This window comes from Methylobacterium sp. WL7, assembly GCF_008040085.1.
GTDB classification, from domain to species: Bacteria; Pseudomonadota; Alphaproteobacteria; order Rhizobiales; family Beijerinckiaceae; genus Methylobacterium; species Methylobacterium mesophilicum.
In genome coordinates, this window is sequence record NZ_VRVG01000030.1 from 24,296 (window position 1) to 47,855 (window position 23,560).

General features: G+C 65.8%; 22 protein-coding genes. 15 read left to right on the forward strand and 7 right to left on the reverse strand.

The window, feature by feature from the left end; all coding sequences use genetic code 11:
* Window positions 1-27: 27 nt before the first annotated feature.
* The 3 genes from FV233_RS10655 to FV233_RS10665 form a co-directional block, all read right to left on the reverse strand.
* Window positions 28-1,029, reverse strand: a complete 1,002-nt coding sequence (locus FV233_RS10655) for a TRAP transporter substrate-binding protein (protein ID WP_147897465.1) — start codon at window positions 1,027-1,029, stop codon at window positions 28-30.
* Window positions 1,030-1,529: 500 nt separating this feature from the next.
* Window positions 1,530-2,282 carry an SDR family oxidoreductase gene (locus tag FV233_RS10660; RefSeq protein ID WP_147897466.1) on the reverse strand — a complete coding sequence of 251 codons (753 nt, stop codon included), beginning with the start codon at window positions 2,280-2,282 and terminating at the stop codon, window positions 1,530-1,532.
* A gap of 10 nt (window positions 2,283-2,292) precedes the next feature.
* A complete protein-coding gene (locus FV233_RS10665; protein WP_147897467.1) occupies window positions 2,293-3,456 on the reverse strand; it encodes an ABC transporter substrate-binding protein in 1,164 nt (387 codons plus the stop codon).
* Window positions 3,457-3,615: 159 nt separating this feature from the next.
* On the opposite strand from FV233_RS10665, the gene FV233_RS10670 reads away from it, so the two are divergent.
* Window positions 3,616-4,740, forward strand: a complete 1,125-nt coding sequence (locus FV233_RS10670; RefSeq protein WP_147897468.1) for a zinc-dependent alcohol dehydrogenase family protein — start codon at window positions 3,616-3,618, stop codon at window positions 4,738-4,740.
* A 140-nt stretch (window positions 4,741-4,880) separates the two neighbouring features.
* Window positions 4,881-5,579: a GntR family transcriptional regulator gene (locus FV233_RS10675; protein WP_210249482.1), complete on the forward strand. Its 699-nt coding sequence runs from the start codon at window positions 4,881-4,883 to the stop codon at window positions 5,577-5,579.
* Between the two features lie 108 nt (window positions 5,580-5,687).
* Here the strand turns inward: FV233_RS10675 and FV233_RS10680 are convergent, their stop codons facing one another.
* Complete coding sequence (locus tag FV233_RS10680) at window positions 5,688-6,098, reverse strand: carboxymuconolactone decarboxylase family protein (RefSeq protein ID WP_243962296.1); 411 nt, start codon at window positions 6,096-6,098, stop codon at window positions 5,688-5,690.
* 239 nt (window positions 6,099-6,337) lie between these two features.
* Window positions 6,338-7,138 carry an N-acyl homoserine lactonase family protein gene (locus FV233_RS10685; protein WP_147897470.1) on the reverse strand — a complete coding sequence of 267 codons (801 nt, stop codon included), beginning with the start codon at window positions 7,136-7,138 and terminating at the stop codon, window positions 6,338-6,340.
* 293 nt (window positions 7,139-7,431) lie between these two features.
* Between FV233_RS10685 and FV233_RS10690 the strand changes: the two genes are divergently transcribed.
* From FV233_RS10690 to FV233_RS10720, 7 genes are all read left to right on the forward strand, one after another.
* Window positions 7,432-8,658: an ABC transporter substrate-binding protein gene (locus FV233_RS10690; protein ID WP_147897471.1), complete on the forward strand. Its 1,227-nt coding sequence runs from the start codon at window positions 7,432-7,434 to the stop codon at window positions 8,656-8,658.
* A 1-nt stretch (window position 8,659) separates the two neighbouring features.
* Window positions 8,660-9,520 (forward strand): branched-chain amino acid ABC transporter permease, encoded by an 861-nt coding sequence (locus FV233_RS10695; protein ID WP_147852815.1) that lies wholly within the window; start codon window positions 8,660-8,662, stop codon window positions 9,518-9,520.
* Window positions 9,517-10,539, forward strand: a complete 1,023-nt coding sequence (locus tag FV233_RS10700) for a branched-chain amino acid ABC transporter permease (RefSeq protein ID WP_147897472.1) — start codon at window positions 9,517-9,519, stop codon at window positions 10,537-10,539. Before FV233_RS10695 ends, FV233_RS10700 begins: the two co-directional genes overlap by 4 nt.
* Window positions 10,536-11,279, forward strand: a complete 744-nt coding sequence (locus tag FV233_RS10705; protein WP_246689956.1) for an ABC transporter ATP-binding protein — start codon at window positions 10,536-10,538, stop codon at window positions 11,277-11,279. Before FV233_RS10700 ends, FV233_RS10705 begins: the two co-directional genes overlap by 4 nt.
* Window positions 11,269-11,994: an ABC transporter ATP-binding protein gene (locus tag FV233_RS10710; protein ID WP_147852817.1), complete on the forward strand. Its 726-nt coding sequence runs from the start codon at window positions 11,269-11,271 to the stop codon at window positions 11,992-11,994. The genes FV233_RS10705 and FV233_RS10710 overlap by 11 nt, the downstream gene beginning before the upstream one ends.
* A 109-nt stretch (window positions 11,995-12,103) precedes the next feature.
* Window positions 12,104-13,360, forward strand: a complete 1,257-nt coding sequence (locus FV233_RS10715) for an alpha/beta hydrolase (RefSeq protein ID WP_147897473.1) — start codon at window positions 12,104-12,106, stop codon at window positions 13,358-13,360.
* Between the two features lie 29 nt (window positions 13,361-13,389).
* Window positions 13,390-14,337, forward strand: coding sequence for an NAD(P)-dependent oxidoreductase (locus tag FV233_RS10720; protein ID WP_147852819.1), 948 nt, complete (start codon window positions 13,390-13,392; stop codon window positions 14,335-14,337).
* 125 nt (window positions 14,338-14,462) lie between these two features.
* On the opposite strand, the gene FV233_RS10725 is transcribed toward FV233_RS10720, so the two are convergent.
* Together FV233_RS10725 and FV233_RS10730 are read right to left on the reverse strand one after the other, a co-directional pair.
* A complete protein-coding gene (locus FV233_RS10725) occupies window positions 14,463-15,479 on the reverse strand; it encodes a TAXI family TRAP transporter solute-binding subunit (protein WP_348642235.1) in 1,017 nt (338 codons plus the stop codon).
* A 245-nt stretch (window positions 15,480-15,724) separates the two neighbouring features.
* Window positions 15,725-16,570, reverse strand: coding sequence for a helix-turn-helix domain-containing protein (locus tag FV233_RS10730; protein ID WP_187277576.1), 846 nt, complete (start codon window positions 16,568-16,570; stop codon window positions 15,725-15,727).
* A 414-nt stretch (window positions 16,571-16,984) separates the two neighbouring features.
* Between FV233_RS10730 and FV233_RS10735 the strand changes: the two genes are divergently transcribed.
* The 6 genes from FV233_RS10735 to FV233_RS10760 all read left to right on the forward strand — a co-directional run bounded on the left by FV233_RS10735 (window position 16,985) and on the right by FV233_RS10760 (window position 23,406).
* Window positions 16,985-17,995: an ABC transporter substrate-binding protein gene (locus tag FV233_RS10735; protein WP_246689957.1), complete on the forward strand. Its 1,011-nt coding sequence runs from the start codon at window positions 16,985-16,987 to the stop codon at window positions 17,993-17,995.
* Window positions 17,996-18,042: 47 nt separating this feature from the next.
* Window positions 18,043-19,194 carry an acyl-CoA dehydrogenase family protein gene (locus FV233_RS10740; protein ID WP_092044892.1) on the forward strand — a complete coding sequence of 384 codons (1,152 nt, stop codon included), beginning with the start codon at window positions 18,043-18,045 and terminating at the stop codon, window positions 19,192-19,194.
* Window positions 19,191-20,321 (forward strand): acyl-CoA dehydrogenase family protein, encoded by a 1,131-nt coding sequence (locus tag FV233_RS10745; protein WP_147897474.1) that lies wholly within the window; start codon window positions 19,191-19,193, stop codon window positions 20,319-20,321. Before FV233_RS10740 ends, FV233_RS10745 begins: the two co-directional genes overlap by 4 nt.
* Before the next feature lie 16 nt (window positions 20,322-20,337).
* Complete coding sequence (locus FV233_RS10750; RefSeq protein WP_244537305.1) at window positions 20,338-21,585, forward strand: CoA transferase; 1,248 nt, start codon at window positions 20,338-20,340, stop codon at window positions 21,583-21,585.
* Window positions 21,582-22,385 (forward strand): enoyl-CoA hydratase-related protein, encoded by an 804-nt coding sequence (locus tag FV233_RS10755; RefSeq protein WP_147853649.1) that lies wholly within the window; start codon window positions 21,582-21,584, stop codon window positions 22,383-22,385. The genes FV233_RS10750 and FV233_RS10755 overlap by 4 nt, the downstream gene beginning before the upstream one ends.
* Before the next feature lie 205 nt (window positions 22,386-22,590).
* Window positions 22,591-23,406, forward strand: a complete 816-nt coding sequence (locus FV233_RS10760; RefSeq protein WP_147853648.1) for a class II aldolase/adducin family protein — start codon at window positions 22,591-22,593, stop codon at window positions 23,404-23,406.
* Window positions 23,407-23,560 lie beyond the last annotated feature (154 nt).

The following is a 23,560-nucleotide window of genomic DNA, read 5'->3' on the forward strand; positions in this document are numbered from 1 at the left end:
GTCGAGACCCAATAGCGGATTATCGGATCAGTTGTTCGGCGCGCCCTCGGCTTCCTTGTTCAGGGCCGCGACCAGGTCCTTGCCGACGCGCGAGGCCATCTCCTTCTGGACGGGGTTCAAAGCCTTGCGCCACGCGGCGTTCTCGGCCTCGGTCGGGGTGTAGACCTCAGTCTTACCAGTGGAGCGGATGTCAGCGAGCGCCTTCTCGTTCTGCTTGTCGGCGATCTGGTGCTCGTAGTCCGTCGCATCCTTGATCGCGCCCTCGAGCGTCGTGCGGATGTCGGCGGGAAGGCCGTCCCAGAAGCCCTTGTTCACGATCACCGCGTAGCCGACGTAGCCGTGATAGGTCAGGGTCGCGTGTTTCTGCACCTCGTTGACCTTCTGCGTGGTGATGTTGGACGGCGGATTTTCCTGGCCGTCGACCACGCCGGTCTGGAGCGCCTGGTAGAGTTCTGAGAACGCCAGCACCTGCGGCAGCGCGCCGACCGCCTTGAACTGCGCCTCGAGCACCTTCGAGGACTGGATGCGAAACTTCAGGCCTTTCACATCTTCCGGCCCGTGCATCGGCCTGTTGGACGTCAGGATCTTGAAGCCGTTGTCCCAGTAGCCGAGGCCCTTGATGCCCTTGGACTCCAGCTTCCTGAACAGGCCCTGGCCGATGGGACCATCCTGTACCTTCCGCAGCACCTGCTCGTTTGGAAAGATATAGGGGAGATCGAAGGCCTCAAATTCCTTGACGCCGAGCGGCCCGAATTTGCTCGTGGACGGCGCCAGCATCTGCACGGCGCCGAGTTGAAGCATCTCGACCTCTTCCTTGTCTTTATAAAGCGTGCTGTTCGGGTAGATCTCGACCTTGACCGCACCCTTGGTCCGCTCTTCGGCGAGTTGCTTGAAACGCTCCGCACCCTGACCCTTGGGCGTGTCTGTCGTCACGACGTGGCTGAATTTGATGACGATCGGACTCTGCGCTGCCGCCGGCGCGACGAGGGCGAGCGCACAGGCAAGCGTGCTTAAAATGTGGGCTTTCATCGACGCCTCCCGATGTGATCCCGCGTCGTCGCGCGGTTTGTATTTTGGATAGCCTTACAGCTGACAAAGCATGGGGCAAGTCCTAATGCCTGCCGCGCGCTGACGGATCGCGCGCATTCTCTAGGGTGCAGATCATGGTATTGGCGATGACGGTATATATCTGGGCTAAATCATAAGCGCCCTCGATACGTCGTGGGGGTCGGAGTGGCGGCGAGAGCTAGGCTGATGCTCACCGATGCCAGCATCATCGTCGCCCTCTTGCTCTCGGAACCTTCGCCTCTGGAAACCGAAGTCTGGCCAAAGCCAGTCTCCAGCGGACGCGCGGGGGACAGCTGTATTTGTCTGATGGGCCTTGCTCGCCCAAGTTTTCGTCAGGCGCCGGTGCGATATTTTTGTGCTTGAGCCCTCATTCGGCACCAAGTCGAGCGGTGAGTTTGAGTCACTGTCAAACGACCTCCGCTGATTTGGCGCCGAATCCCGGCGACCATCTGCAAAACAGCCTACCAGGCGGTCGTTCCGCCATCGGCTGTGAGCACGCTGCCGACGACGAACGCGGAATCGTCGGAGGCGAGGAAGAGAATGGCCCTGGCGATCTCGTCCGGCCGGCCCATGCGTCCGATCGGTGCTCGCCCGTCCAACTCACGCTGCATCGCCGCAGGATCTGGGGCAGCGGCTAGCATCTTGTCGAAGTACGGCGAGAAGATCGTCCCCGGGGCGATGCAATTCACCCGGATGTTCTGATCGATGTGGTCGAGCGCCATGGCCCTGGAAAGGGCGACCACGCCACCCTTCGAAGCGACGTAGGCGGCGCGGTCGCGAATGGCCGCGCTCGCGGTATACGAGCCGGTGTTGACGATGACGCCGCCGCCCTGTTTTTCCATCAGCGGGATGACCGTCCTGGCGCACAGATAGACGCCCTTCAGATTGGTGGCCATCAATGCGTCCCAGGCTTCTTCCTCGGTTTCGACGACCGAACCACGTGCCCCGTATCCTGCGTTGTTGACGAGAATATCGATCCGCCCGTGGCTTGCGACTGCCGCTGCGACCCCCGCCGTTACCTCGGCTGCACGTGACACGTCCATCTCAACGGCGGTGGCGCGATCTCCGATATCCCGTGCCGCCTGTTCGGCTGCCGCGCCATCGCGGTCTGCGATGACGACAGCTGCTCCCTCCGCGGCGAAGAGCGAGGCGGTCGCACGGCCGATGCCGCTCGCGCCGCCGGTAATCAGAGCGACCTTGTCGACGAGGCGCATGAGGCAGATCCTAGCTCTTCAGGTACGGGCAGCGGGTCTCGGATAGGGGCTGCATCGCGTCGCCGCCGGCGATGTGTCCGGTCAGCTTGTAGTAATCCCAGGGGCGTGCCGACTCCTTCGGGGATTTTACTTCGACGGTGTAGAAATCGTGGATCAGCCGACCGTCCGGCCTGATCTCGCCATCGCTGACGAACACGTCGTTGACGCGCGTGGCGCGCATTGTTTCTGCGACGACACGGCCATCGTCCGAGCCAGCTTTCGCGATGCCGCGCAAGTAGTGGAGCACGGAAGAATACACGCCGGCCTGGATCTGGCCGGGCATGCGTTTGGACCGCTGAAAAAAGCGCTGGCCCCAAAGCCTGCTTTCGTCGTTGCGATCCCAATAGAAGCCGGTCATGAGCAGCAGACCTTTGGCTTGCTCGAGGCCCAGGGCGTGTATGTCGCTGATCACCGCCCCCGGGAGAAATAGTTTCTGGTGAGATGTAATTCCAAATTCGTTCGCCTGTTTGACGCAATTTATCGTATCGCTTCCAGCATTCAGAAGCCCGATAACCTGCGCTCCCGATCCCTGCGCCTGCAGAAGGAAGGACGAGAAATCAGGGGAGGCAGTCGGATGCTGCGCGCTCCCCAAGACTCGACCCCCTGCACGCTCGACGCTCCGGGTCAGATCTGCGCGCATCTGATGGCCGTAGGCATAGTCGGCAACGATCAGGAACCACGTCGTCTTACCCTGATCCATGAGGATGCGGGCGGGGCCAACAGTGTTAGAGTAGGTATCGAGAACCCAGAGGAAACCTGTCTTCGAGCAGCCTTCGTTCATCAGTTGCCCGCTTGCCGGTCCGCATAAGAGCGTGATCTTCCCACGATCCGCAGCAAGGTGCTGGACGGCCAAAGCGACGGATGAGTTCGGCAGATCGGCGATTGCGCCAACGCCCTCCACATCGAACCATTGCCGCGCGATGCCGGCGCCGACATCCGCCTTATTTTGATGATCCGCTGAGATGATTTGAATCGGCCGGCCGAGTACTGTGCCGCCAAAATCTTCGGCCGCCATCTGGGCCGCAATGATGCAAGTCGGGCCACTGTAATCCGACAGTGAGCCGGACAGGTCGCTCAGGACGCCTATCTTGATCGGGTCCGCCGCCGAGGCCGGCCCGGTGAGCAGCGCCGGCATGCACAAACTGCTCGACGCCCCGGCCAGCACAGTGCGACGCGTCAAGTATCGGCGTTCCGCCACCATCGGTGACCCTCCCGTGAGAAGCGCCGATTCCGGCTATTCACACTGACCTACCAGCTGTATGACTGTATGACAATACGTTCGAGGAGAGGCCCAGTGAGATCTCGGTCCGCCGTTCTGCGCGCCACGCCATGCGCGAAGCCCTATGCGCAGACCTTGCCCTTGACGATTGAGGAGATTGAACTCGACGATCCGGGTCCGGGAGAGGTGCTGGTGCGCGTTGCAGCGGCCGGACTGTGCCATTCGGACCTCTCGGCCATGAACGGCGATCGCCCCCGGCCCGTCCCGGTGGCTCTCGGGCATGAGGCGTCAGGCGTCGTGGCCGGCCTCGGTGCGGGCGTCGACGATCTTAAGGTTGGCGATCATGTGGTGATGTCGTTCCTGCCGACTTGCGGTGTCTGCGGTCCCTGCGCGGAAGGGCGTGGGGCACTGTGCGAACCGGGGCACGCAGCAAACGGGCGCGGTACGCTGCTGTCCGGGGCGCGGAGATTTCACTGCGACGGCATTGAGCTCAACCATCACAGCGGTGTCTCGGCCTTCGGCGAGCATACTGTCGTCTCACGGCGCTCGGTCGTGCGGATAGGCCAAGACATCCCCCTCGTCGAGGCTGCCTTGTTCGGTTGTGCGGTCATGACGGGCGTGGGCGCCGTCGTGAACACTTGCGCAGTGCGCCTCGGCGAGAGCGTAGCCGTCGTCGGACTCGGTGGTGTCGGACTCTCGGCCGTGCTTGGAGCGGTGGCGTGCGGCGCCAATCGCATCGTGGCGATCGACCTTTCGCCGGCCAAGCTTGACGTAGCACGCGAGATCGGCGCGACGGATGTGTTCTTGGCTGATGCGCCCAACGTCATCGAGGCCGTCCGGGACCTAACGGGGGGCGGGGTCCACTATGCGGTGGAGATGGCGGGCTCGGTTCAGGCCTTCGATCTTGCGCTGCATGTCACTCGCCGCGGCGGCATCACAGCAACGGCGGGACTGGCGAATGCCGCCCAACGGTTCCAGATCCCGCCGCTGGCTCTCGTCGGCGAGGAGAGGGTCATCAAGGGCTCGTACATGGGCAGCTGTGTGCCCTCCCGCGATATCCCCCGCTTCATCGACCTATGGCGTCAAGGTCGCCTGCCGGTGACGCGGCTTTTATCGAGCACGGGACCGTTGATCGATATCAACGCGGCATTCGACCGGCTCGACCGAGGCGAGGTGATCCGACACCTCGTTGTGATGTGAGGCGGCCTGTAGACGATCGCTACGTGTCAGCCATTGGAAACGAAGGATATTTGACCCCGTGGCCCATCGAAGAGGATGACACGCCTGGACCCGTACTCCCCACCCAGGCATCGTAGCGCACTGTGACGGATTGAATGTCGATGAGTGATACTCTGCGGGTAGTCCCCACGCCCATGCGGCGGCAGGTCGAGGAGGGGCTTCGCTCGGCGATCGTGAGCGGGCGCTTCCTGCCCGGAGAGCACCTGTCCGATCGCGTACTCTGCGAGTTGACGGGGGCCAGTCGTAGCGTGGTGCGAGAGGCCGTCCGGCTGCTCGAGGCGGAGGGGCTGGTCACGGTGCAGCCCAACCGCGGCCCGTTCGTCGCGCATCTCTCCGTCGAGGAAGCCTCGCAGATTTACGAGCTACGCAGCGTACTGGAGGCGTTGGCCGGTGAAGGGTTCGCGTTGCGTGCGACCGACGAGGAGCGCCGTGCGTTGCGAGAGGTCTTCGAGGAACTCGCTCGCTGCGGACCAGACACTGAGCGGGAGACCCTGCTTGCGATCAAGCAACGGTTCTACGGAGGGCTGCTGAAGGGCGCGCGCAATGCCTATGTCGCCCGCATGCTTGAGCAGCTGATGAACCGCAATATGCAACTGCGCGCGATGTCGTTGTCGGATCCAGGGCGCCTGCCTTGGACGATCAAGGAGATCCGGCGGGTCGTCGAGGCGATCGAGCGACGCGATCCCAACGAGGCATTCATTGCGTGCCGTGAGCACGTGCAACGGGCTGCAGACGTAGCGCTTCGGATCCTGCGAGCGCAGCGAGACGTCCCCTTGAGTGGGCCATCTGGCAGCGACTGAGAGCGAGCGCGTGCCCCGGTCTGATCGCCTGCCGGGAGGGGAGCTCGATGCTCAGGCGACGTATGTGCCGTGAATGGCCGCAAAGCGCGACATCCACGGCCGCCACGATCAGGCGGGCCCGACGGGCTCACCCGAAACCGCGCCCTCAGCCTTCAGCACCTCGTGTGCGGCTTTGAAGGCATCGAGGCCCGCAGGGATGCCGCAATAGACGGTCGCGTGAAGCAGGATTTCCTTGATTTCCTCCACGGAGACGCCGTTGGCGAGCGCGCCCTTCACGTGAAGTTTCAACTCAGCTGGCTTGCTGAGCGCGGTGAGCATCGCGAGGTTGAGCATGCTGCGCGTGCGCCGATCGAGGCCGTCGCGCGTCCAGGCGTAGCCCCAGCACCACTCGGTCGTGATGCGCTGAAACGCCATCATGAAATCGTCGGCCTTGGCGAGCCCGCCATCGACGTATTCTGCGCCGAGTACGGCGCGCCGCACCGCCAAACCCTTCTCGAACTGTTCGCTCTCAGCCATCACACCCGCTCCACACCACAGACCGATCGAACAGTCCGCAATCACATACTGTATGTCAATAAGACAAATGCGATCGGTAATTCAGTCGGAGGTCGCGCTCGTGGCGCGACAGCGATTTTTCGTCTCGCGTGACATCGTTTCACGCCACCGGTCGCTCAGCGGGGAATCACGCTGGATTGCAGCATTCCCATCGGCGCCTCCACGCCCATACGGGCTCGGTATGGGCTGCATGTCCGTGAACACTAGGCAGATGGCGGCACGTGAAGTTGAACGGCCTCGACGTCAGGCCGGTCGAGGCGTGGATAGCGCGCCATCACCAGTGGATCGTGTCCCGGAATGATATGCGCTTCGCTCTCGGCGAGTTCATGGAGGCGCGCCCAGCTCTCGGCCATCGCCGCCACGTCTACGACGATCGGGTAAGGATTTCCGGTCTCCATATTGGCGTAATAGTGCGCGGCGTCGGAGGCCAGCACGACGGCGCCCCGGATGGTCTCGACGCGCACGCATTGCAGGCCGCGGGAGTGGCCTGGGACGAGGTGCACCGACACGCCGGGAAAGAGCGTTGCGTCGCCGTCGGTGAAGCGCACCCGGCCGGCGTAGACCCGCCGGACCATCTCAACCACGTCTTCGACCGCGAAAGCGTTGCGTAGCCGGCCGTGGCACATGCAGCGGCCGGTGGCGAAGGCCATCTCCGCGTCCTGGAGGTGAAATCGCGCCGCGGGAAACGCCGGCAGATTGCCCGCGTGGTCGTAGTGCAGATGCGTGATGATGACGTCGGTGACGCTTCCTGGCTCGACGCCGACCGCACGCAGCGCATCGCCCGGGTGCTGCAGCAGGACCCGGCCTCGGGCACAGGCTTCCGCCTCGCCAAAGCCCGTATCAACGAGGATCGTTCGCTCCTCCGAGCGCAGCAACCAAACAAAATAGTCCATCGGCATTGGCGTATCGTGCGCGTCTTGGTTGCCATCTGGTGGGAAAATGAAGTTTTCGTGCGCAAATCTGGCATGGGTGGCGTAACGGATCGCAAGGACTTCGTAGGTCATCGTTCTCTCAACCCCCCTTCTTCGCCTGAAACAGAGCCGTCAGGCTGGGCATTCAATTCGTGAAATCGTGGGCCTCTGGGTCTGCCCCGTGGGTCAGCGTGTTGGCGAAACGCCAGAGGCAAGCCCCCAACCCAAATGTGACCACCGTGCTACCCCGCGGACGCGAGCCTCTGCAGTCGACAATCCACACTGTCTTACAATCAGATTGACGGAGTGTCGATTGACGCGCTGCGACCGGTTTGACAGTGTGCCGGTCAACGATGGGCCGAACACGGACCACTGGGAGGACGACAATGTCGGACAATGCCGCCGGAGATCGGCGTTTGCGGCTCGACCGGAGGCAGTTGGTTGGCGCGCTGGGCGGAGCGGTCGCGGCGCCCTTCCTGATCCGGAGCGCGCAGGCTGCTTCAGCGGTTAGCATTGGGGTTATTCTGCCCCTGTCCGGAGCGAATGCTCAGTTCGGGGTCAATTCCCGGAATGGCATCCAGCTCGTTGCAGATCAGATCAACGCGGCCGGCGGTATCAAGAGCCTCGGCGGCGCTCGGATTGAACTCGTCGTGGCGGATGCCACCTCGACGCCGACGCAGGCCGCGACAGTCGCGCAGCGCATGATCACTCAGAACCGAGTTTCGGCGATCCTCGGCGCATTTGCGTCGTCGCTGACACTCGCAATTTCCGAAGTGACGGAGCGACGCGATATCCCGCTCCTGACGATGTCGTTCTCGGACCAGATCACCGAACGCGGCTTCAAGAGCGTGTTTCAGGTCGTCGCCAAGGCTTCCATGATCGGCGCAGCTCAGTTCGATGGAACGCTTGCGATCGCGAAAAAGGCCGGGACCGACCTGAAGCAGGTCGCGATCCTGTTCGAGGATACCGCCTACGGGACATCTCAGGCCGGCGGGCTGCGCAAGGCTGCGGCGAAGGCCGGCGTGCAGGTCGTGATGGACGAGGGCTACCCGCTCGGCATCACCGACGTGACCCCGCTGATCAATAAGCTGCGCACATCCGGTGCCCAGGCGGTGTTTCCGGTCTCCTACCTCAACGACAGCCTGCAGATCATTCGGGTGATGCGCCAGCAAGGGCTGACCATCCCGGCGATCGGCGGCGCGGCGGGCTACGTCATTCCGGACTTCAAGAGCGGTCTCGGCGAGTACGCGGAGGGCATTCTCTCGATCAGCCCCGCAAGCTGGGACCAGGATCCAGCACTGACCGACGCGTTCAGCCAGCGCTACGGCTACTTCATGGTGCACGAGGCGCTGGAGCACGCGGTCTGCCTCGACGTATTGGCGCAGGCCTTGGAGAAGGCCGGCAAGTCGGACCCGGCCTCCCTGCGCGATGCCCTACACGGCACGCGTTTCGATGGCGGCTGGACCAAGGTGATGACCGGAGGGGCCGTCCAATTCGATGCGGCCGGTCTGAACACGCTGGCTGAGCCGTTGATGGTGCAATGGCGGGGCAAGGAGCCCGTCACCGTTTGGCCGGAGCGGTTCGCCAAGGCTCAGCCGGTCTGGAAAGCCTGACGTGGCGCTCATCCAGGCCATTCTCGACGGGATAATGATCGGCGGCGTCTACGCCGTGATCTCGATCGGTCTGACGCTGGTGTTCGGCGTGATGGGCATCATCAACTTTGCCCAGGCCGAATTTCTCATGCTCGGCATGTTCATCGCGTGGTTTGCCTGGGCCAAGCTCGGGCTCGACCCGCTGATCGGCGCCTTCTTGGCCTTCGGACTCGTCTTTCTCCTCGGCCTCGCCGTGCAGCACTGGCTGGTCCGTCGGGTGATGCGTGCGCCCGAAGTCGCGCAGATCTTCCTGACAGTCGGCTTGCTGATCGTTCTGGAGAACGCCGCGCTGCTCGCCTTCGGCTCAGATTTCCGCTCGGTATCGACACCCTACCAAACCGCCGCTCTCCGGCTCGGGCCGCTGTTCATCAGCGTGCCCTATCTCGCCGCCTTCGCGATGTCCGCACTCAGTGGCCTGGGGCTGTGGTGGTTTCTGCGGGTGAGCTGGTTCGGCCGGGCGATGCGGGCGACAGCCCAAGACCCGATGGCGGCGCGGTTGTCGGGCATCGACGTCGACCGGATGCGTCGCCTCGCTTTCGGCCTCGGTGTCGGGCTCTCCGCGTTCGGAGGCGCGGTGATCCTGCCGTACCTGACGGTCTATCCCACGGTCGGCAGCCAGTTCACGGTCTTGATGTTCACGGTGGTGGTGCTCGGTGGCCTGGGCAGCGTGGCGGGCGCCGTGGTCGGTGGCCTCGCGGTCGGGGTGATCCAATCGCTCTCGGGACTCGTCTTCCCGATCCAGCTTCAGAACCTCGTGCTGTTCGTGGTGTTCATCGCGGTCCTAGCGGTTCGCCCCGAGGGTCTTCTGGGGAAGGCGCGATGAGCGTCTTCGCCACGTCCCTGCCCTCAGCGCGATCTCCGCTCTCACGGCTATTTGTGCCCGCCGCGGCGCTCGCGGTTGCGCTGATCGTGCCGCTCGGGCTCGACGGCGACGGCTACGCGATCCGCGTCATCGCCCTGGTGTTCCTGTTTGCGGCACTGGGCCAGAGCTGGAACATCGTCGGGGGGCTCGCAAACCAGATCTCGCTCGGGCACGCGGCCTTCTTCGGGATCGGTGCTTACACCTCGACGCGACTCCTGATCGACTTCGGTCTGTCGCCCTGGTTCGGGATGCTCGCCGGCGGCGTCTTCGGGGGAGCCGCCGCCGCCTTGATCAGCCTCCCGACGATGCGGCTGCGCGGCCACTATTTCGCCCTCGCCACCCTCGCCTTCGGGGAGGTCATGCGCGTCGTCGCCAACGCCTGGACCGGCCTGACCGGCGGCCCCGTAGGCATTTCCGTTCCCTATTCTGCGCCGGGGCTGTGGATGCTGAGCTTCAAGGGCACGCTCCCGTTCTACTATTTGAACCTCGCCGCACTCGTGGGGGTGACGGCGGTGTTTGTCGGCATCCGCCGCTCGGCCTTCGGCTACCGACTCCGCGCCGTGCGAGAGGACGCGAGCGCCGCCGAGGTCGTTGGCGTCGACACCGCGCGTATCAAGATCCAGGCGGCCGTGATTTCCGGGGCGTTGACCGCGATGCTCGGGACGCTCTACGCCCAGATGAACTTCTTCTTTGATCCCGACGCGGTGTTCGGTGCGGCGCCGATCTCGGTGCGCATCGCCCTCATCGCGATTGTAGGCGGCATCGGTACGGCAGCGGGCCCGATCCTCGGTGCGATCCTGATCGTGTCGTTGGAAGAGATCGCCAACGTACTGCTCTCGGGTCAGGTCGCCGGACTGTCGAACCTCGTCTACGGCGTGATCCTGATCTCGGTGATCATGATTCAGCCGCACGGACTCGTCGCCTTCGGTCCAGTCTTCCGGTGGCCCCGGCGCGTCCCAGCCGTGGATGCACCGAAGTGACCGCGCCGGGCACGCCGATGAGCCCGATCCTGGAGTTGCGCGGCGTCGGCAAGCGCTTCGGCGGGCTGCAGGCGCTTCAGGATGTGAGCTTTGAGGTCCGGCGTGGGGAGATCTTGGGTCTGATCGGCCCGAATGGCGCCGGGAAAACCACCCTGTTCTCGACACTGGTCGGCCTGCACCGGGCGGATGCCGGGACGATCCAGCTGGAGGGCCGGAATCTCGTCGGGCTCAAACCCCACCGGATCGCACGGCTCGGTCTGACCAAAACCTTCCAGAACGTCGCGCTGTTCATGGACACGGACGTTCTCGACAACGTCGTCATCGGCGCTTTGCTGCACCACCCGTTGCCCGAGGCACGCGTCCGCGCGCTCGCCTGCCTGGAGCGCGTCGGGCTCGCCAGTATCGCGCACAAACGGGCGGGCGATCTCTCGTTTCCCGAACGCGCCCGCGTCGAGGTCGCCCGTGCCCTGTCGACCGAGCCGAAGTTGCTCCTGCTCGACGAGGTCATGGCGGCGTTGAACGCCGTGGAGATGGCGGAGATGATGGACCTGATCCGGGCACTGCGTGCGGACGGGCTCACCGTCATCGTGGTCGAGCATCACATGAAGGCGATCATGGCGCTGTGCGACCGCATCGTCGCGCTGAGCTTCGGCCGGCTGCTGGCGGTGGGTTCGCCAGACGAGATCGTTCGACACCCCGATGTCGTCACCGCATATCTTGGGCGCGCCTATGCCGAGTGAGGCCGTCGACCTCCTGAGCGTGCGCGACCTCCATGCCGGCTACGGCAAGGCGGACATTTTGCACGGCGTCTCCCTGCGCGTCGGCGCGGGCGAGTTCGTCTGCGTCATCGGAGCCAATACCGCGGGCAAAAGCACGCTTCTGCGGGCGATCTCCCGCCTCGTGCCCCGGGCACGTGGGGCCATCAGCTTTTGCGGCACCGACCTGATGTCTATGCCGGCCCACGCCGTGCCGGCGCTCGGCATCGCCCACGTGCCCGAAGGGCGTCACGTCTTCGGTGACATGACGGTCGAGGAGAATCTGTGGCTCGGCGCGTTCAGCCGGCGGCGGGAACCGAGCCTCAGCGAGCGGATCGAGACGGTCTACGCCCTCTTCCCCCGGCTCGCCGAGCGGCGCAGGCAGCGCGCCGGCTCGATGTCGGGGGGCGAGCAGCAGATGGTGGCCCTCGGGCGCGCGCTCATGCTCGCCCCGGGTCTGCTGATTCTCGACGAGCCAAGCCACGGACTCGCGCCGATCATCGTCGAGGAACTGCACCGAGCCCTATCCGACATACACGCCCAGGGAACCGCCATCCTCTTGGTGGAGCAGAACACGGCGCTCGCCCTTGATGTCGCAAGCCGGGGCTACGTCTTGGAGGCTGGTCGCATTGTGATCGAGGGGACCGCGGAGATGTTGCGGACCAACTCGCAGGTGCGAACCGCCTATCTCGGGATCTGAGCGCCGGATGTCCCATCTCCCTTTCCAGGCTGCCGTCAGAACAAATGACCATCCGGCCGAGGGGGCGGTGCGTTTGGCTGCCTCCTGGGCAACGGGCTGAGGGACCGAGATGCTGGATTTTATCGCGACGCTGACAGCGCGCCTCCCCCACGCTTTAGACGATCCCGAGTTGCGGGCGTCGGCGCGTGGCCTGGACGCGCGCGTCCAGCTCGCGTGCGGCGACGCGGCGGTCGACCTCGTGTTCGCGCCGGATACGCCGACGCGATGGTGTGATTCCGCCGGCGGCGTTGTCGACGTCGCTCTGACCGCGCCGCCGGCCGTTTGGGAGGCCGCCCTGGCGCGGGTGCCGCCGCCGCGGCACCAGTCCTTTACCGCCCTGCAACTGGCAAATCCCGACGCGACCGTGTCGGGCGACCCATTGCGGGTGGCCCAGGCGCGCCCGGCCCTGGAACGGTTGCTTGAGGTCCTGCGGCTGGTGGTCGGGCCAGTCACCACCGGTGGTTCGCCGCCTCAGCCGGTCGCCCGGGACATGGGCCAGGTGATCGGAGGCTACGTGTCCCTGACCACTCAGGAGGGGCCGTGCGAGGTCTTTTTCGAGACGGCGGGCTCTGGGTCACCGGTGGTATTCCTGCACACCGCCGGGGCGGATTCGCGGCAGTACGGCGCGTTGCTGTCGGACGTGGCATTGGCGAGGGACTGGAAGCTCCTGGCATTCGATTGCCCCTTTCACGGGCGATCGCTGCCACCCCTGGATTGGGACGGGGGCGCGTACCGTCTCGACAGCGTACGCTACGCTTCGTGGGTCACGACGTTTCTGGAGACCGTTGTGGCGGCGCCAGCGATTCTGGTCGGCTGCTCGATGGGTGCGGCGATCGCCCTCACGGTCGCTGCCGACCGCCCCGACCTGCTGCGGGGAGTCATCGCTCTGGAAGCGCCGCTGCGCTCATCGGGGCGCCGCAACCCCTATCTCGCCCATGCGGCCGTCTCGGGGGGAATGCACAACAGCGCCTACGTGCGCGGTTTGATGAGCCCAACCAGCCCGGAAGCGTGGCGGCGGCGCGCCGCATGGATCTACGCGCAGGGTGGGCCGGGCGTTTATACCGGTGATCTGGCCTTCTACAGCGACGAGTTCGACGGGGCCCGGATCGCGCCGCGAATCGATGCGGGCCGGCTTCCGGTCCACCTCCTCACCGGGACCTACGATTACTCGGCCACCACCGACGATGGTGCGGCGCTCGCGGCCCTCATGCCGGGCAGTAGCTTCCACGAGATGCCAAACCTCGGGCATTTCCCGATGTCCGAAGACCCGGACCTGTTCCGCCCTTACTTCACGCGGGCACTCGAGGCGATCCGGGCTGCCGGCTGACGAACATCACATCCATGGAGGAGAGAACGATGGCGGACCACAAGATCATGCCACCCGCGACGCTCGGGTTTATCGGCCTGGGTAAGATGGGACTTCCGATGGCCGTACGACTGATCGAGGCCGGCTACGCCGTGCGCGGCTACGATCCAGCAGAGCAGGCCCTCGACAACTTGGTCGGCGCTGGCGGCACGGCATGTACGTCCGCCGCGGCAGCGGCGGCGGGCGCGGCGGCGGTGATCACCATGTTGCCCGATGGCGATACCGTGCGCCGCGTGGTTCTCGACGATACCGATCCGGTCGGCACGGCGATGACCCGGGGCACGGTCTTGATCGAGATGAGCTCCTCGGCACCACTCTCGACCCGAGCGCTCGGGGAGAGACTGGCGGGGGCTGGGATCGATGTCGTCGATGCGCCGGTCTCGGGCGGTGTGAAGAAAGCTGTCGCCGGTACTCTGTCCATCATGACAGGCGGTGAGCCGGCAGTGATCGAGCGCATCACGGGCGTCCTGGACGCGATGGGCGGCTCCATGTTCCGAACCGGCGCCTTGGGTTCAGCGCATGCCATGAAGGCGCTCAACAACTACGTCTCTGCCGCCGGGTTGATCGCCGCCTGCGAGGCGGTGCAGATCGGCGCTGCGTTTGGCCTCGACCCAGAATTGATGACGGATATTTTCAACGTCTCCACCGGCCGCAACAACTCTACTGAGAACAAGCTCAAGCCCTTTATCATCACGGAAGCCTACAATTCGGGCTTCGGGCTCGCGCTCATGACCAAGGATATCGGTATCGCGGTTGATCTCGCCAAAGAGCTGGCGCGGCCCGCACCCTTTTCCCAAGACGTCGTCGCATTCGCCCGCCGCGCTCTGGAACAGCTGGGCCCCGCCGCCGATCATACCGAAGTCGATCGTTATCTCAAGAACTTGGCCGCCAAAGCTGTTGGTGAGCCTGGTGCGTCAGCACAAACCCTTAAGTCATAGTGACACCAGGAACGCCGCAACGGTACCCCCTCACTGTTGCCCCTTAAAAGGGTCAGAGGTGCTGGCTAGGGCCGGGTCCTCGCAGTGCTACGCGAGAGACTGCGGCCGGGAAGGCTCCGCGGGGCTCACTGCGGAACGGCGCCGATCTCCCGCAGATAGATTGCGGTCGCCGGATGCAGCCACGCGGCCGGCACGTTCGAGACCAGGTTGCGCGGATCGCTCTCGTGTCCCTGTGCATAGTGGCGCGCCAGCGTGTTCCGCCCCTGATCGATCGCCCGCACGAGGCGCGAGACGTAGGCGTCATCGAGCCCTGGCCGGCCTAGAATGAAGCTCCAAGAGCCGACGGTCTCGATCGCCGCGTCCTGTCCCTTGAACGAGCCCGCCGGGACGGTCAGGCGTCGCAGCGACGAGCGGAGCGCGAGGATCTTCGGGACTGCTTCCGGCGCCGGGCCGAAGAACCGAGCGCCGCCGGGCGCGTCCGCGAGGGTCTTGAAGCCCGGCCAGCCGAGGCTCGCGCCCCACAGGGCAGCCGCTCGGCCATCGCGGACTTGAACGGCGCCGTCGCCGGCATCGTCGAGAAGGATCGGGCGGATGTCGTGCTCGGGATCGATGCCTGAACCCAGGAGCACGGTACGCCCCATCAGCGTAAAGCCGGAGGCGCGCGTGCCGAGCGCGACGGCGCACCCGCGCAAGTCCGCCACGCTGTGGATTGAGCTGGCCGTCGGGACCACGAACAACCCGGGCGATGCGTCGATCGGGGCGACGACGGTCAGGCCGGGTCCGGAAGGTGGCTGAGCATTCAACGCGTCGAAAGCGTACTCGCCCTGCACGAGGGCCAGATCGAGCTTGCCTTCCCGCAGCAGTGCGAGGTTCTCGGTCGAGCCCTTCGTGATGCGAGGCTCGATCGTCAGAGCGGGATCAACCTCGTTGACCGCTGCGACGAGCGCGCGACCGAAGGCGGGGAACGAGCCTCCCGGCGTTGCCGTGCCAAGCACGATAGGGCTGTTCGCTGCGCCCTCCTGACCCCGGCTCGATGTCGGGGCGAGGGCTAGACATGCTAGGAGAAGACGGCGTGAGATCACGATAATCGGCCTTTCCGTGGATGAGCCAGACCGAACTACGCGACCGTCCCTGGACCGCACCGCGTCTTGTGCCTCGCACCACCATCTTGATGGCGGTGCCCCGGCCCTGCTCAGGAGGCCGAGATACGTGCCTAAGGTTGAGCGATAGGTCCGGTCGGTGATGGCCCCAGCCTATCGGCCGCACAGGAGGGAGCAGATGATCTTGAAGCTAACGGAGTGGTCGTCACGCCGCCTCACTCAGAACGAGCTGCCACGGCGCAATCGCCCCCTGCCCTGACTGGCCGCGGATATGCCGATTCATCGTCCTAGTCCATGTGTACGAGGAAACGTGCGATCGCATCGTGAATCAGCGCGACGATCTGTGCCTCCCGTCGCTCGAATTCCTCGAGCAGTCCTGAGACCGCGACGGCGAGGGGACGGCCCTTGCGGTCGATGCGGTTGGGTAGTGGCACCGCGATCGACCCGGCGCCGGACGTGACGAGGCCATGCGAGAAGAAATGGCCGTCCTGCCGCAAACGGGCCACGTTGGCCAAGACGGCTGCGACTTGAATCGGGGGTTGCTCGGGCGGGGCCTCCGCGTTCGTGCGCCGTACGAGTGGGCCGATCTCGGCATCCGGGATCCCGGCGAGAAGCGCGGTGCCGGTCGCCGACCACACCACAAGTCGGCGCGTGCCGGGTGGGACGTGAAAGCGCATCGCGGTTTGCGCCTGCAACACGTGGACGTACTGCGAGTAGATGGTGTTGCGTGCCGCTAGGATCACCGTGCCGCCCGTGCACTCGGACAGATGCTCGAGCATGCGCACGAGACTACCGTCGCGCACCGGCCCCTTGTCGAGCCACGCGCCCAGCAGCGCGACCCGCGGCGACGGCAGGAAGCTGCGGCTGTCGGCGTCGTAATCGAGATAGCCGAGTTGGGCCAGGCTCTTCAAAAGCATCGAGGTTGAGGATTGCGGAAAGCCTAGGCGTTCGGCAATCTCCGAGACCCGAGCTTCGCGCTGAAGCTCGTCGAACAGCTCCAGGATCTGAAGCACGCGGCCCGCGGACTTCACGAAAGCCAAGGAGGGACCGACTGCATCGGCCCTGACCAAGAGGTCCGTGCTCGAACCCGCTCCGGTCTTTACCCGAGGCGTGAAGCGGTCGGGGGCAATCATACCCGGCTCCAGGCCGGTAGTGCGAGGAGGCTGTGAACGGCCTCGAACGTGATATCCGCGCGCCGTGAAGCCCACCAATAGGCTGCCCGCCCGGCAATCATCTGAGTCGCCCGCAACTCGAACGAACATGGCGTTTGCGGCGCGATCTCATGGCATGTCCAATCATCGTGAATGGAGTACGGGCCGCTTGGGTCCAGCTGCCGTCATGAATGCATCACCGCATCCGCGCTCGACGACGTATAGTGCGAATCATCCGCCGCTCCATCACAGATGTGATATCGCTCAGCAGATCCACGATGACGGTTGAAGACCAATCCCGGCTCTGTCCTACTCGAGGGCGAGCGCCGGACAGTGATGCTGTCCGGACGTGCTGAGACCGCGCGCCAAGGGCGGCTCTGCTCGGGAGGAATGCCGATGTCGATCCGCCTCGCGGCCGTCGCCGCGCGTCTCGTCTCCGTGGCGCTGCTATTGTCCGCTTTGAGCGGACCGACCCTCGCCGAGACGAACACGGTCCGCATCGGCCTGCAATACGGCCTCGTCTACCTGCCGGTAATGATCGCTCAGAACGAAGGTTTGTTCGATAAGCGCGCCAAGGCGGCAGGCCTCGACGGGCTGTCGGTCACGCTGAGCCGCTTCAGTGGCTCGGCCGCGATGAACGACGCACTGCTTTCCGACAGCATCGAGCTGGGCACACTCGGCGCGACCGGCGCCTTGATCGCCTGGGACAAGACCCGCGGTCGTCAGCAGATCAAGAGTCTCTGCGCCCTCACTTCAGTCGTCTACACGCTGTTTACGGGCAAGCAGGGCGTTACCGCGCTGAAGGATTTTACCTTTGGCGACAAAATCGCGGTCCCAGCCTTCAACTCGCCGCAGGCTATCCTGCTGCGGGTGGCCGCAGCCCGGCAGCTCGGCGATCCGGCCAAGGCGGATACTCTGATGGTGAGCCTGCCCCACCCCGACGCCACCGCGGCCATGCGCGCCGGGCAAGGCATCGCCGGCTACTTCTCGACGCCACCCTTCACCCAGATCCTACGGGCGGATCCCAAGCTCCGGGCGATCATGACCTCCACCGGTCTGATCGGCGACAGTGACCCTACCGCCGCGACCCTGAACGCCAAGCAGGGCTTCGTCGACGCCAATCCCAAGGTGACGCAGGCCATCCTCGCCGGCATGGAGGACGCGGTTTCGCTCATCCGCAGCGACCCGAGGCGGGCGGCGGCGATCTACCTGGCTTCAGAGCAGGTGCAGATCGATCAGGCCCAGGTCGAGTCGACCCTCACCGACGGGTCCCTCGTCTACGGCGTGGCCCCGAAAGACATGGTCAACCTTGCCAAGGCGATGGCGGCGCAGGGGCTCCTGCGCAAAGTGCCGACCGACTGGCAAGAGCTCTTCTTTCCGGGCCTCAAGGAACGCGACGGAAGCTGAGCGAGCCATACGGGCGAGCCCCTGATCTGACAGACCACGGAGCAGAGATGCAGAGCTTCCGCTTCAGCGCCGAACCGCTCCCGGCCGAGGCCGAGGCGGCCCGTGCGGCCGTCCGGGTTTTTCTCGACGCTGAACTGGCGGCGGGGCACTTCGTGCCACATCGGACCTCGTGGACGACCTTCGACGCCGGCTTCAGCCGACGTGCCGGGGCGGCCGGGTTCATCGGCCTGACCATGCCGGAAGCGTATGGTGGCCATGAGCGGTCCGGCCTCGTCCGCTTCGTCGTCACCGAGGAGATGCTGGCGGCCGGCGCGCCCTGCGGGGCGCACTGGATCTCCGACCGCCAGTCTGGCCCACAGATCCTGCGGCACGGTTCCGAGGCGGCCAAGCGGGCGATCCTGCCGCGGATCTGCCGCGGCGAATGCGCCTTCGGCATCGGCATGAGCGAGCCGAACTCGGGCTCGGACCTCGCCGCCGTGCGCACCCGCGCGGCGCGCGACGGCGACGATTGGTTGATCAACGGCTCCAAGATCTGGACGACGAACGCCCATCAGGTCGATTACCTGCTCGCCCTGGTCCGGACCGGTGAGCCCGGACCAGACCGGCACGGCGGCTTGACCCAGTTCATCATCGACATGGCGGCTCCCGGGGTCACGGTGCGACCGATCCTCGACCTGTCAGGCCACCACGAGTTCAACGAGGTGTTCTTCACCGACTACCGCGTCCCGGACGCCATGATGGTCGGCGCGGAGGGCGAGGGCTGGGGGCTCGTCACGGAGGAACTCGCTTTCGAGCGCTCGGGGCCCGACCGCTTCCTGTCGGACTACCGGCTGCTCGTCGAACTCGTCGACCGGATCGGGCCGGAACCCGACCGGTTCCAGGCGGTCGAGACCGGCCGGATGGTGGCGCAGCTCACCGCGCTCCTCGGCATGTCGGCCTCGGTGGCCCGGCTCCTCGACAAGGGCGTCGTCCCTGGCGTTGAGGCGGCGCTCGTGAAGGATGTCGGCAACAGCTTCGAGCGCGCGGTGCCGGAGATCGCCCGGCGGCTCGTGCCGGTTGAGCCGAGCCTCACCGCGCAGGGCGAGCCGTTCCGTGAGGCGCTCGGCGGCGTGACCCTGCGGGCGCCCTCCTTCACCCTGCGCGGCGGCACCCGCGAGGTTCTGCGCGGGGTCATCGCGCGGGGACTGGGCTTGCGATGAACACGACCAACCACGCACAGGATGGGGCGGCCGACGAGGTCGCCGACATCGTCCTCGATCAATTCGAGCGGCTGCTGGCCCAGCATCTCTCGCCGCAAGTGCTGGCGGCCTGCGACGGTGCCGTGGACGACGCGGCCTGGCCCGCGGATCTCTGGAGGGCGCTTAACGACAGCGGTCTGCCGCTGGCCCTGGTGCCCGAAGCGGCCGACGGGATCGGCTTGGAGGCCAGGACGGCGGCCTTGCTGATCCGGCGCTGTGGGCAGGCGGCCTTGCCGCTGCCGCTACCCGAGACCATCGCGGGTGCGGCGCTCTGGGCGGCGGCAGGCGGCGGCGCGCCGGAGGGCGCCCTCACCTTGGTCCCAGCCGGCAGCCCCGTTCGAATCACGCGGCGGGCCGACGGTTTCGTCCTCGACGGGCGGGCGGCGCAGGTGCCCTGGGGCGGTTCGGTCGCGGCCCTGCTCGTGGATGCGATCGACGGCGCAGGCGTCCGCCACCTCGTGCGGATCACGGCGCCGGGCACGGTTCGTGATACGCGCCACAACCTCGCGGGTGAGCCGCGCGACGCCCTCGACCTCACAGGCTGTACCGCCGCCATCGACGAGGTACGGACAGCGCCGGACTGGGCCGCCGAGGTTGGTGTCGGCTCGGTGGAGGCAGCCGGCGCCTGGGTGCGCGCGCAGCAGTTGGTGGGCGCGATGGAGACCTGCCTCGCCTCCGCCCTCGATCACGCCCGCGAGCGGCAGCAATTCGGGCGGCCGCTCGCCAAGTTTCAGGCGATCCAGCACATGCTGGCCGAGGCCGCGGGCCACGTCGCGGCGGCGACTGCATCGGCTGATCTCGCTGCCGCGTGCTGGGGAGATGCGCGCTTCGTCCTCGCCACCGCGATCGCTAAAGCGCGCTGCGGCGAGGCGGCGGGCCACGTCGCCGCGATCTGTCATCAGATCCACGGGGCGATGGGTTTCACCCAGGAGCACCCGCTGCACCGCGCGACGCGGCGGCTGTGGTCTTGGCGAGACGAGTTCGGCTCCGACGCTCTGTGGCAGGAACGGATCGGGCGCGCGGTCTGCGCGGGCGGAGGCACCGCTCTCTGGCCAATGCTGGTCCGGCTGCGGGCCGGTGCCGGCTAACATGGGAGATCGCCGCGTGCTGGATCATTCCGCCGAGACGAAAAAGGCCGGTCCCCTGGCGGGCGTGCGGATCGTGGATCTCACCAGCGTCATCATGGGACCGTCGGCCACGCACATTCTGGCCGATCTCGGCGCCGACGTGATCAAGATCGAGACGCCGGAGGGCGATTCCTTCCGTCACTACCGGCCGGCCCGCAACGCTGGGATGGGCGGCAACTTCCTGCACCTCAACCGCAACAAGCGCAGCGTCCGCCTGGACCTGAAGCGGCCCGAGGCGCGGGCGGCCCTCGACCGGCTGATCGTGACGGCGGACGTCTTCGTGCACTCGATGCGCCCGGACGCGATCCTGCGCCTGGGCTACGGCTACGAGCGAGTCCGCGCGCTCAAGCCCGAGATCATCTTCTGCGGGGCCTACGGGTTCGGGGCTGACGGCCCCTATGCCCACAAGGCAGCCTACGACGACCTGATCCAGGCGGGCTCCGGCCTCGCCGCCCTCCAGACCGCCGCCACCGGTGAGCCCGGCTACCTGCCGACCGTGCTGTGCGACAAGATCGCCGGCCAGGCTATTGCCTGTGCGATCCTGGCGGCCCTCTACGAGCGTCGGGCCGGCGGCGTCGGGCAGGCGGTCGAGGTGCCGATGTTCGAGACGATGGTCGAGTTCAACTTCGTCGAGCACATGGTCGGCTACGCCTTCGAGCCGCCACTTGGGCCGCCGGGCTTCAACCGGGTGCTCAGCCCGAAGCGCAAGCCCTACCGCACCCAGGACGGCTATGCCTGCATCCTGCCCTACTCCGACCGGAACTGGCGCGACTTCTTCATCCACACCGGCCGGCTCGAATTCGTGGACGACCCGCGCTTCACCCCGCTCGCCGTGCGGGTGGAGAACATCGAAGTCCTGTACGCGCTGGTGGAGGAAGAGGCTCCGCGCAGGACCACCGCCGCTTGGGTGACGTTCTGCGATTCGGTGAGCATCCCGTGCATGCCCGTCCTCGGGTTGGAGGAACTGCCGGACGACGCGCACCTGAAAGCGGTGGGCTTCTTCGGGGCCGCCGAGCATCCGAGCGAGGGGCGCTACCGCACCATGCGCCGACCGGTTTCGTTCAGTGGCAGCGACTTCGCGATTCGCCGGCACGCCCCCCGGCTCGGCGAGCACACCGCCGAGGTTCTGGCCGAGGCGGGCCTCGACCCGGCCGAGATCGCTGCCCTCACCGGGGCGGCCGCCCCGCCGGACCCGTCCACGCAATCCGAGGAGACCGCCCGATGACGCTTGAGGCCGAGACACGCGGTGCGGGCGGAGACCTGCTGTTCTCCGTCGCGGAGGGTGTGGCGACCATCACGCTGAACCGGCCCGAGCGGAAGAACGCCTTCACCTTCCCGATGATCGAGGCCTGGACGGCGGCTCTGCAGCGCTGCCGCACGGACGATGCCGTCCGCGTCGTCGTCGTGACCGGCGCGGGCCCGGCTTTCTGCAGCGGTGGCGACATCGTCGAGATGGGCGAGCGCCTCGACCAGCCGCCTCAGCGGCGCAAGGACGAACTCTACGGCCGAATCCAGCGCATCCCGCTGGCGCTCGAGGACCTCGACAAGCCGGTCATCGCCGCTCTGAACGGCGTGGCCACCGGGGCGGGCCTCGACCTCGCGCTGATGTGCGACCTGCGCTACGCCGCGAAAAGCGCCCGCTTCGCCGAGACCTACGTCCGTGTCGGTCTGGTGCCCGGGGCCGGTGGCGCTCACTTCCTGCCCCGCCTCGTCGGCACCGCGAAGGCGCTGGAGCTGTTCTTCACCGGCGATTTCGTCGATGCGGAGGAAGCGCTCCGGATCGGCCTCGTCAACGGCGTTCACGACGATGTGGCCCTGATGCCGGCGGTCGGGGCGCTGGCGCGTCGGATCGCCAAGGCGCCACCGCTCACGCTGAGCCTGATCAAGCGCGCAGTCTATCAGGGGATGCGCAACGACCTGCGCACCAACCTCGACCTGATCTCCTCGCACTATGCGGTGATCACCGCGACGCCCGAGCATCGGGATGCGGTGCAGGCGTTCATCGGCGGGCGCAGCAAGCCTTGAAATGAAGGGCGCCCACTTGAGTGCTGGGGGGCTTCCGGTTGGGTTAACCCGCCCCCGTACGTGATGTGGGGAAGAGGACGTCCCAGGAACGAAAGCAGCAGAAGCAAAACAGCATCGGCATTGTGTCAGCCAGTTCCATTTTTTGATTAGACTGATCGCGAAAGATAATATCAAATACCATTCGAACGATTAAAGGACTCGCCAAATGAATGTTGCAGCCAAGCGGTCGGTGTACGAACCTGACCAAGCCGGTCTGGCTTTCCCCCGCTACCCCGTGTTCGATGATGCCGCGCAGGAGCGAAGGCACCGCAAGGTTCGGTTGGCGGCCGCCTGTAGGCTTTTTGCTGATCTGGGCTACGAATATGGATTCGCCGGCCACATCACCGTCCGCGACCCGGAGGATCCGAACCTCTACTGGACGAATCCGTTCGCCATGGAATTCGGGGCGGTCAAGGCGTCGGACCTCCTCCTCGTCGACCACGACGGCCGAGTCATCGAGGGCGCGCGTGCGGTGAACCGCGCCGGCTTCGTCCTGCACGCCGCCATCCACGAGGCGCACCCCGGCATCCTGGCATCGTGCCACTGCCACACGATCAACGGCATGGCTTGGGCCGCCCTGGGCCGGCGACTGGATCCGATCACTCAGACGGCCTGCGGCTTCTACGGTGATGGGCAGGCCCTGATCACCGAGGAAGCTGGCGCCGTGGTGGTGGAGCGCGGGGCCGGCCACAGCGTCGCCGCCGCGTTCGGACGCGACACCAAGGTCGCCATTCACCAGAACCACGGCCTGTTCAGCGCCGGCCAGGAGAGCATCGAGGAGGCCGTTTGGTGGTTCGTGGCCGCCGAGCGGGCCTGCGAGATTCAACTTAAGGCCGAGGCGACGGGCCACCCCCTGAAGCTCGTTCCCGAAGCCAACGCGGCGCACTCCGCCAAACACCTCGCCACTCCGTTCATGGCGTGGCTTCATGCCCAGCCGATGTTCGACCGCACTTTGCGCCAGCATCCGGACTTGATCGACTGATCGATTGCTGCACACCGCGGCGCGCGCATCTATGCCGAGCAACAATACGGCGCGGATCAAGAGCTCGCGGTGCCGGGAATGATTACGGCATCCTATGTCTTCAATTGTAATATAAAATAATCATACCGACTGCATCGGGAGGTGCGAATGGGCA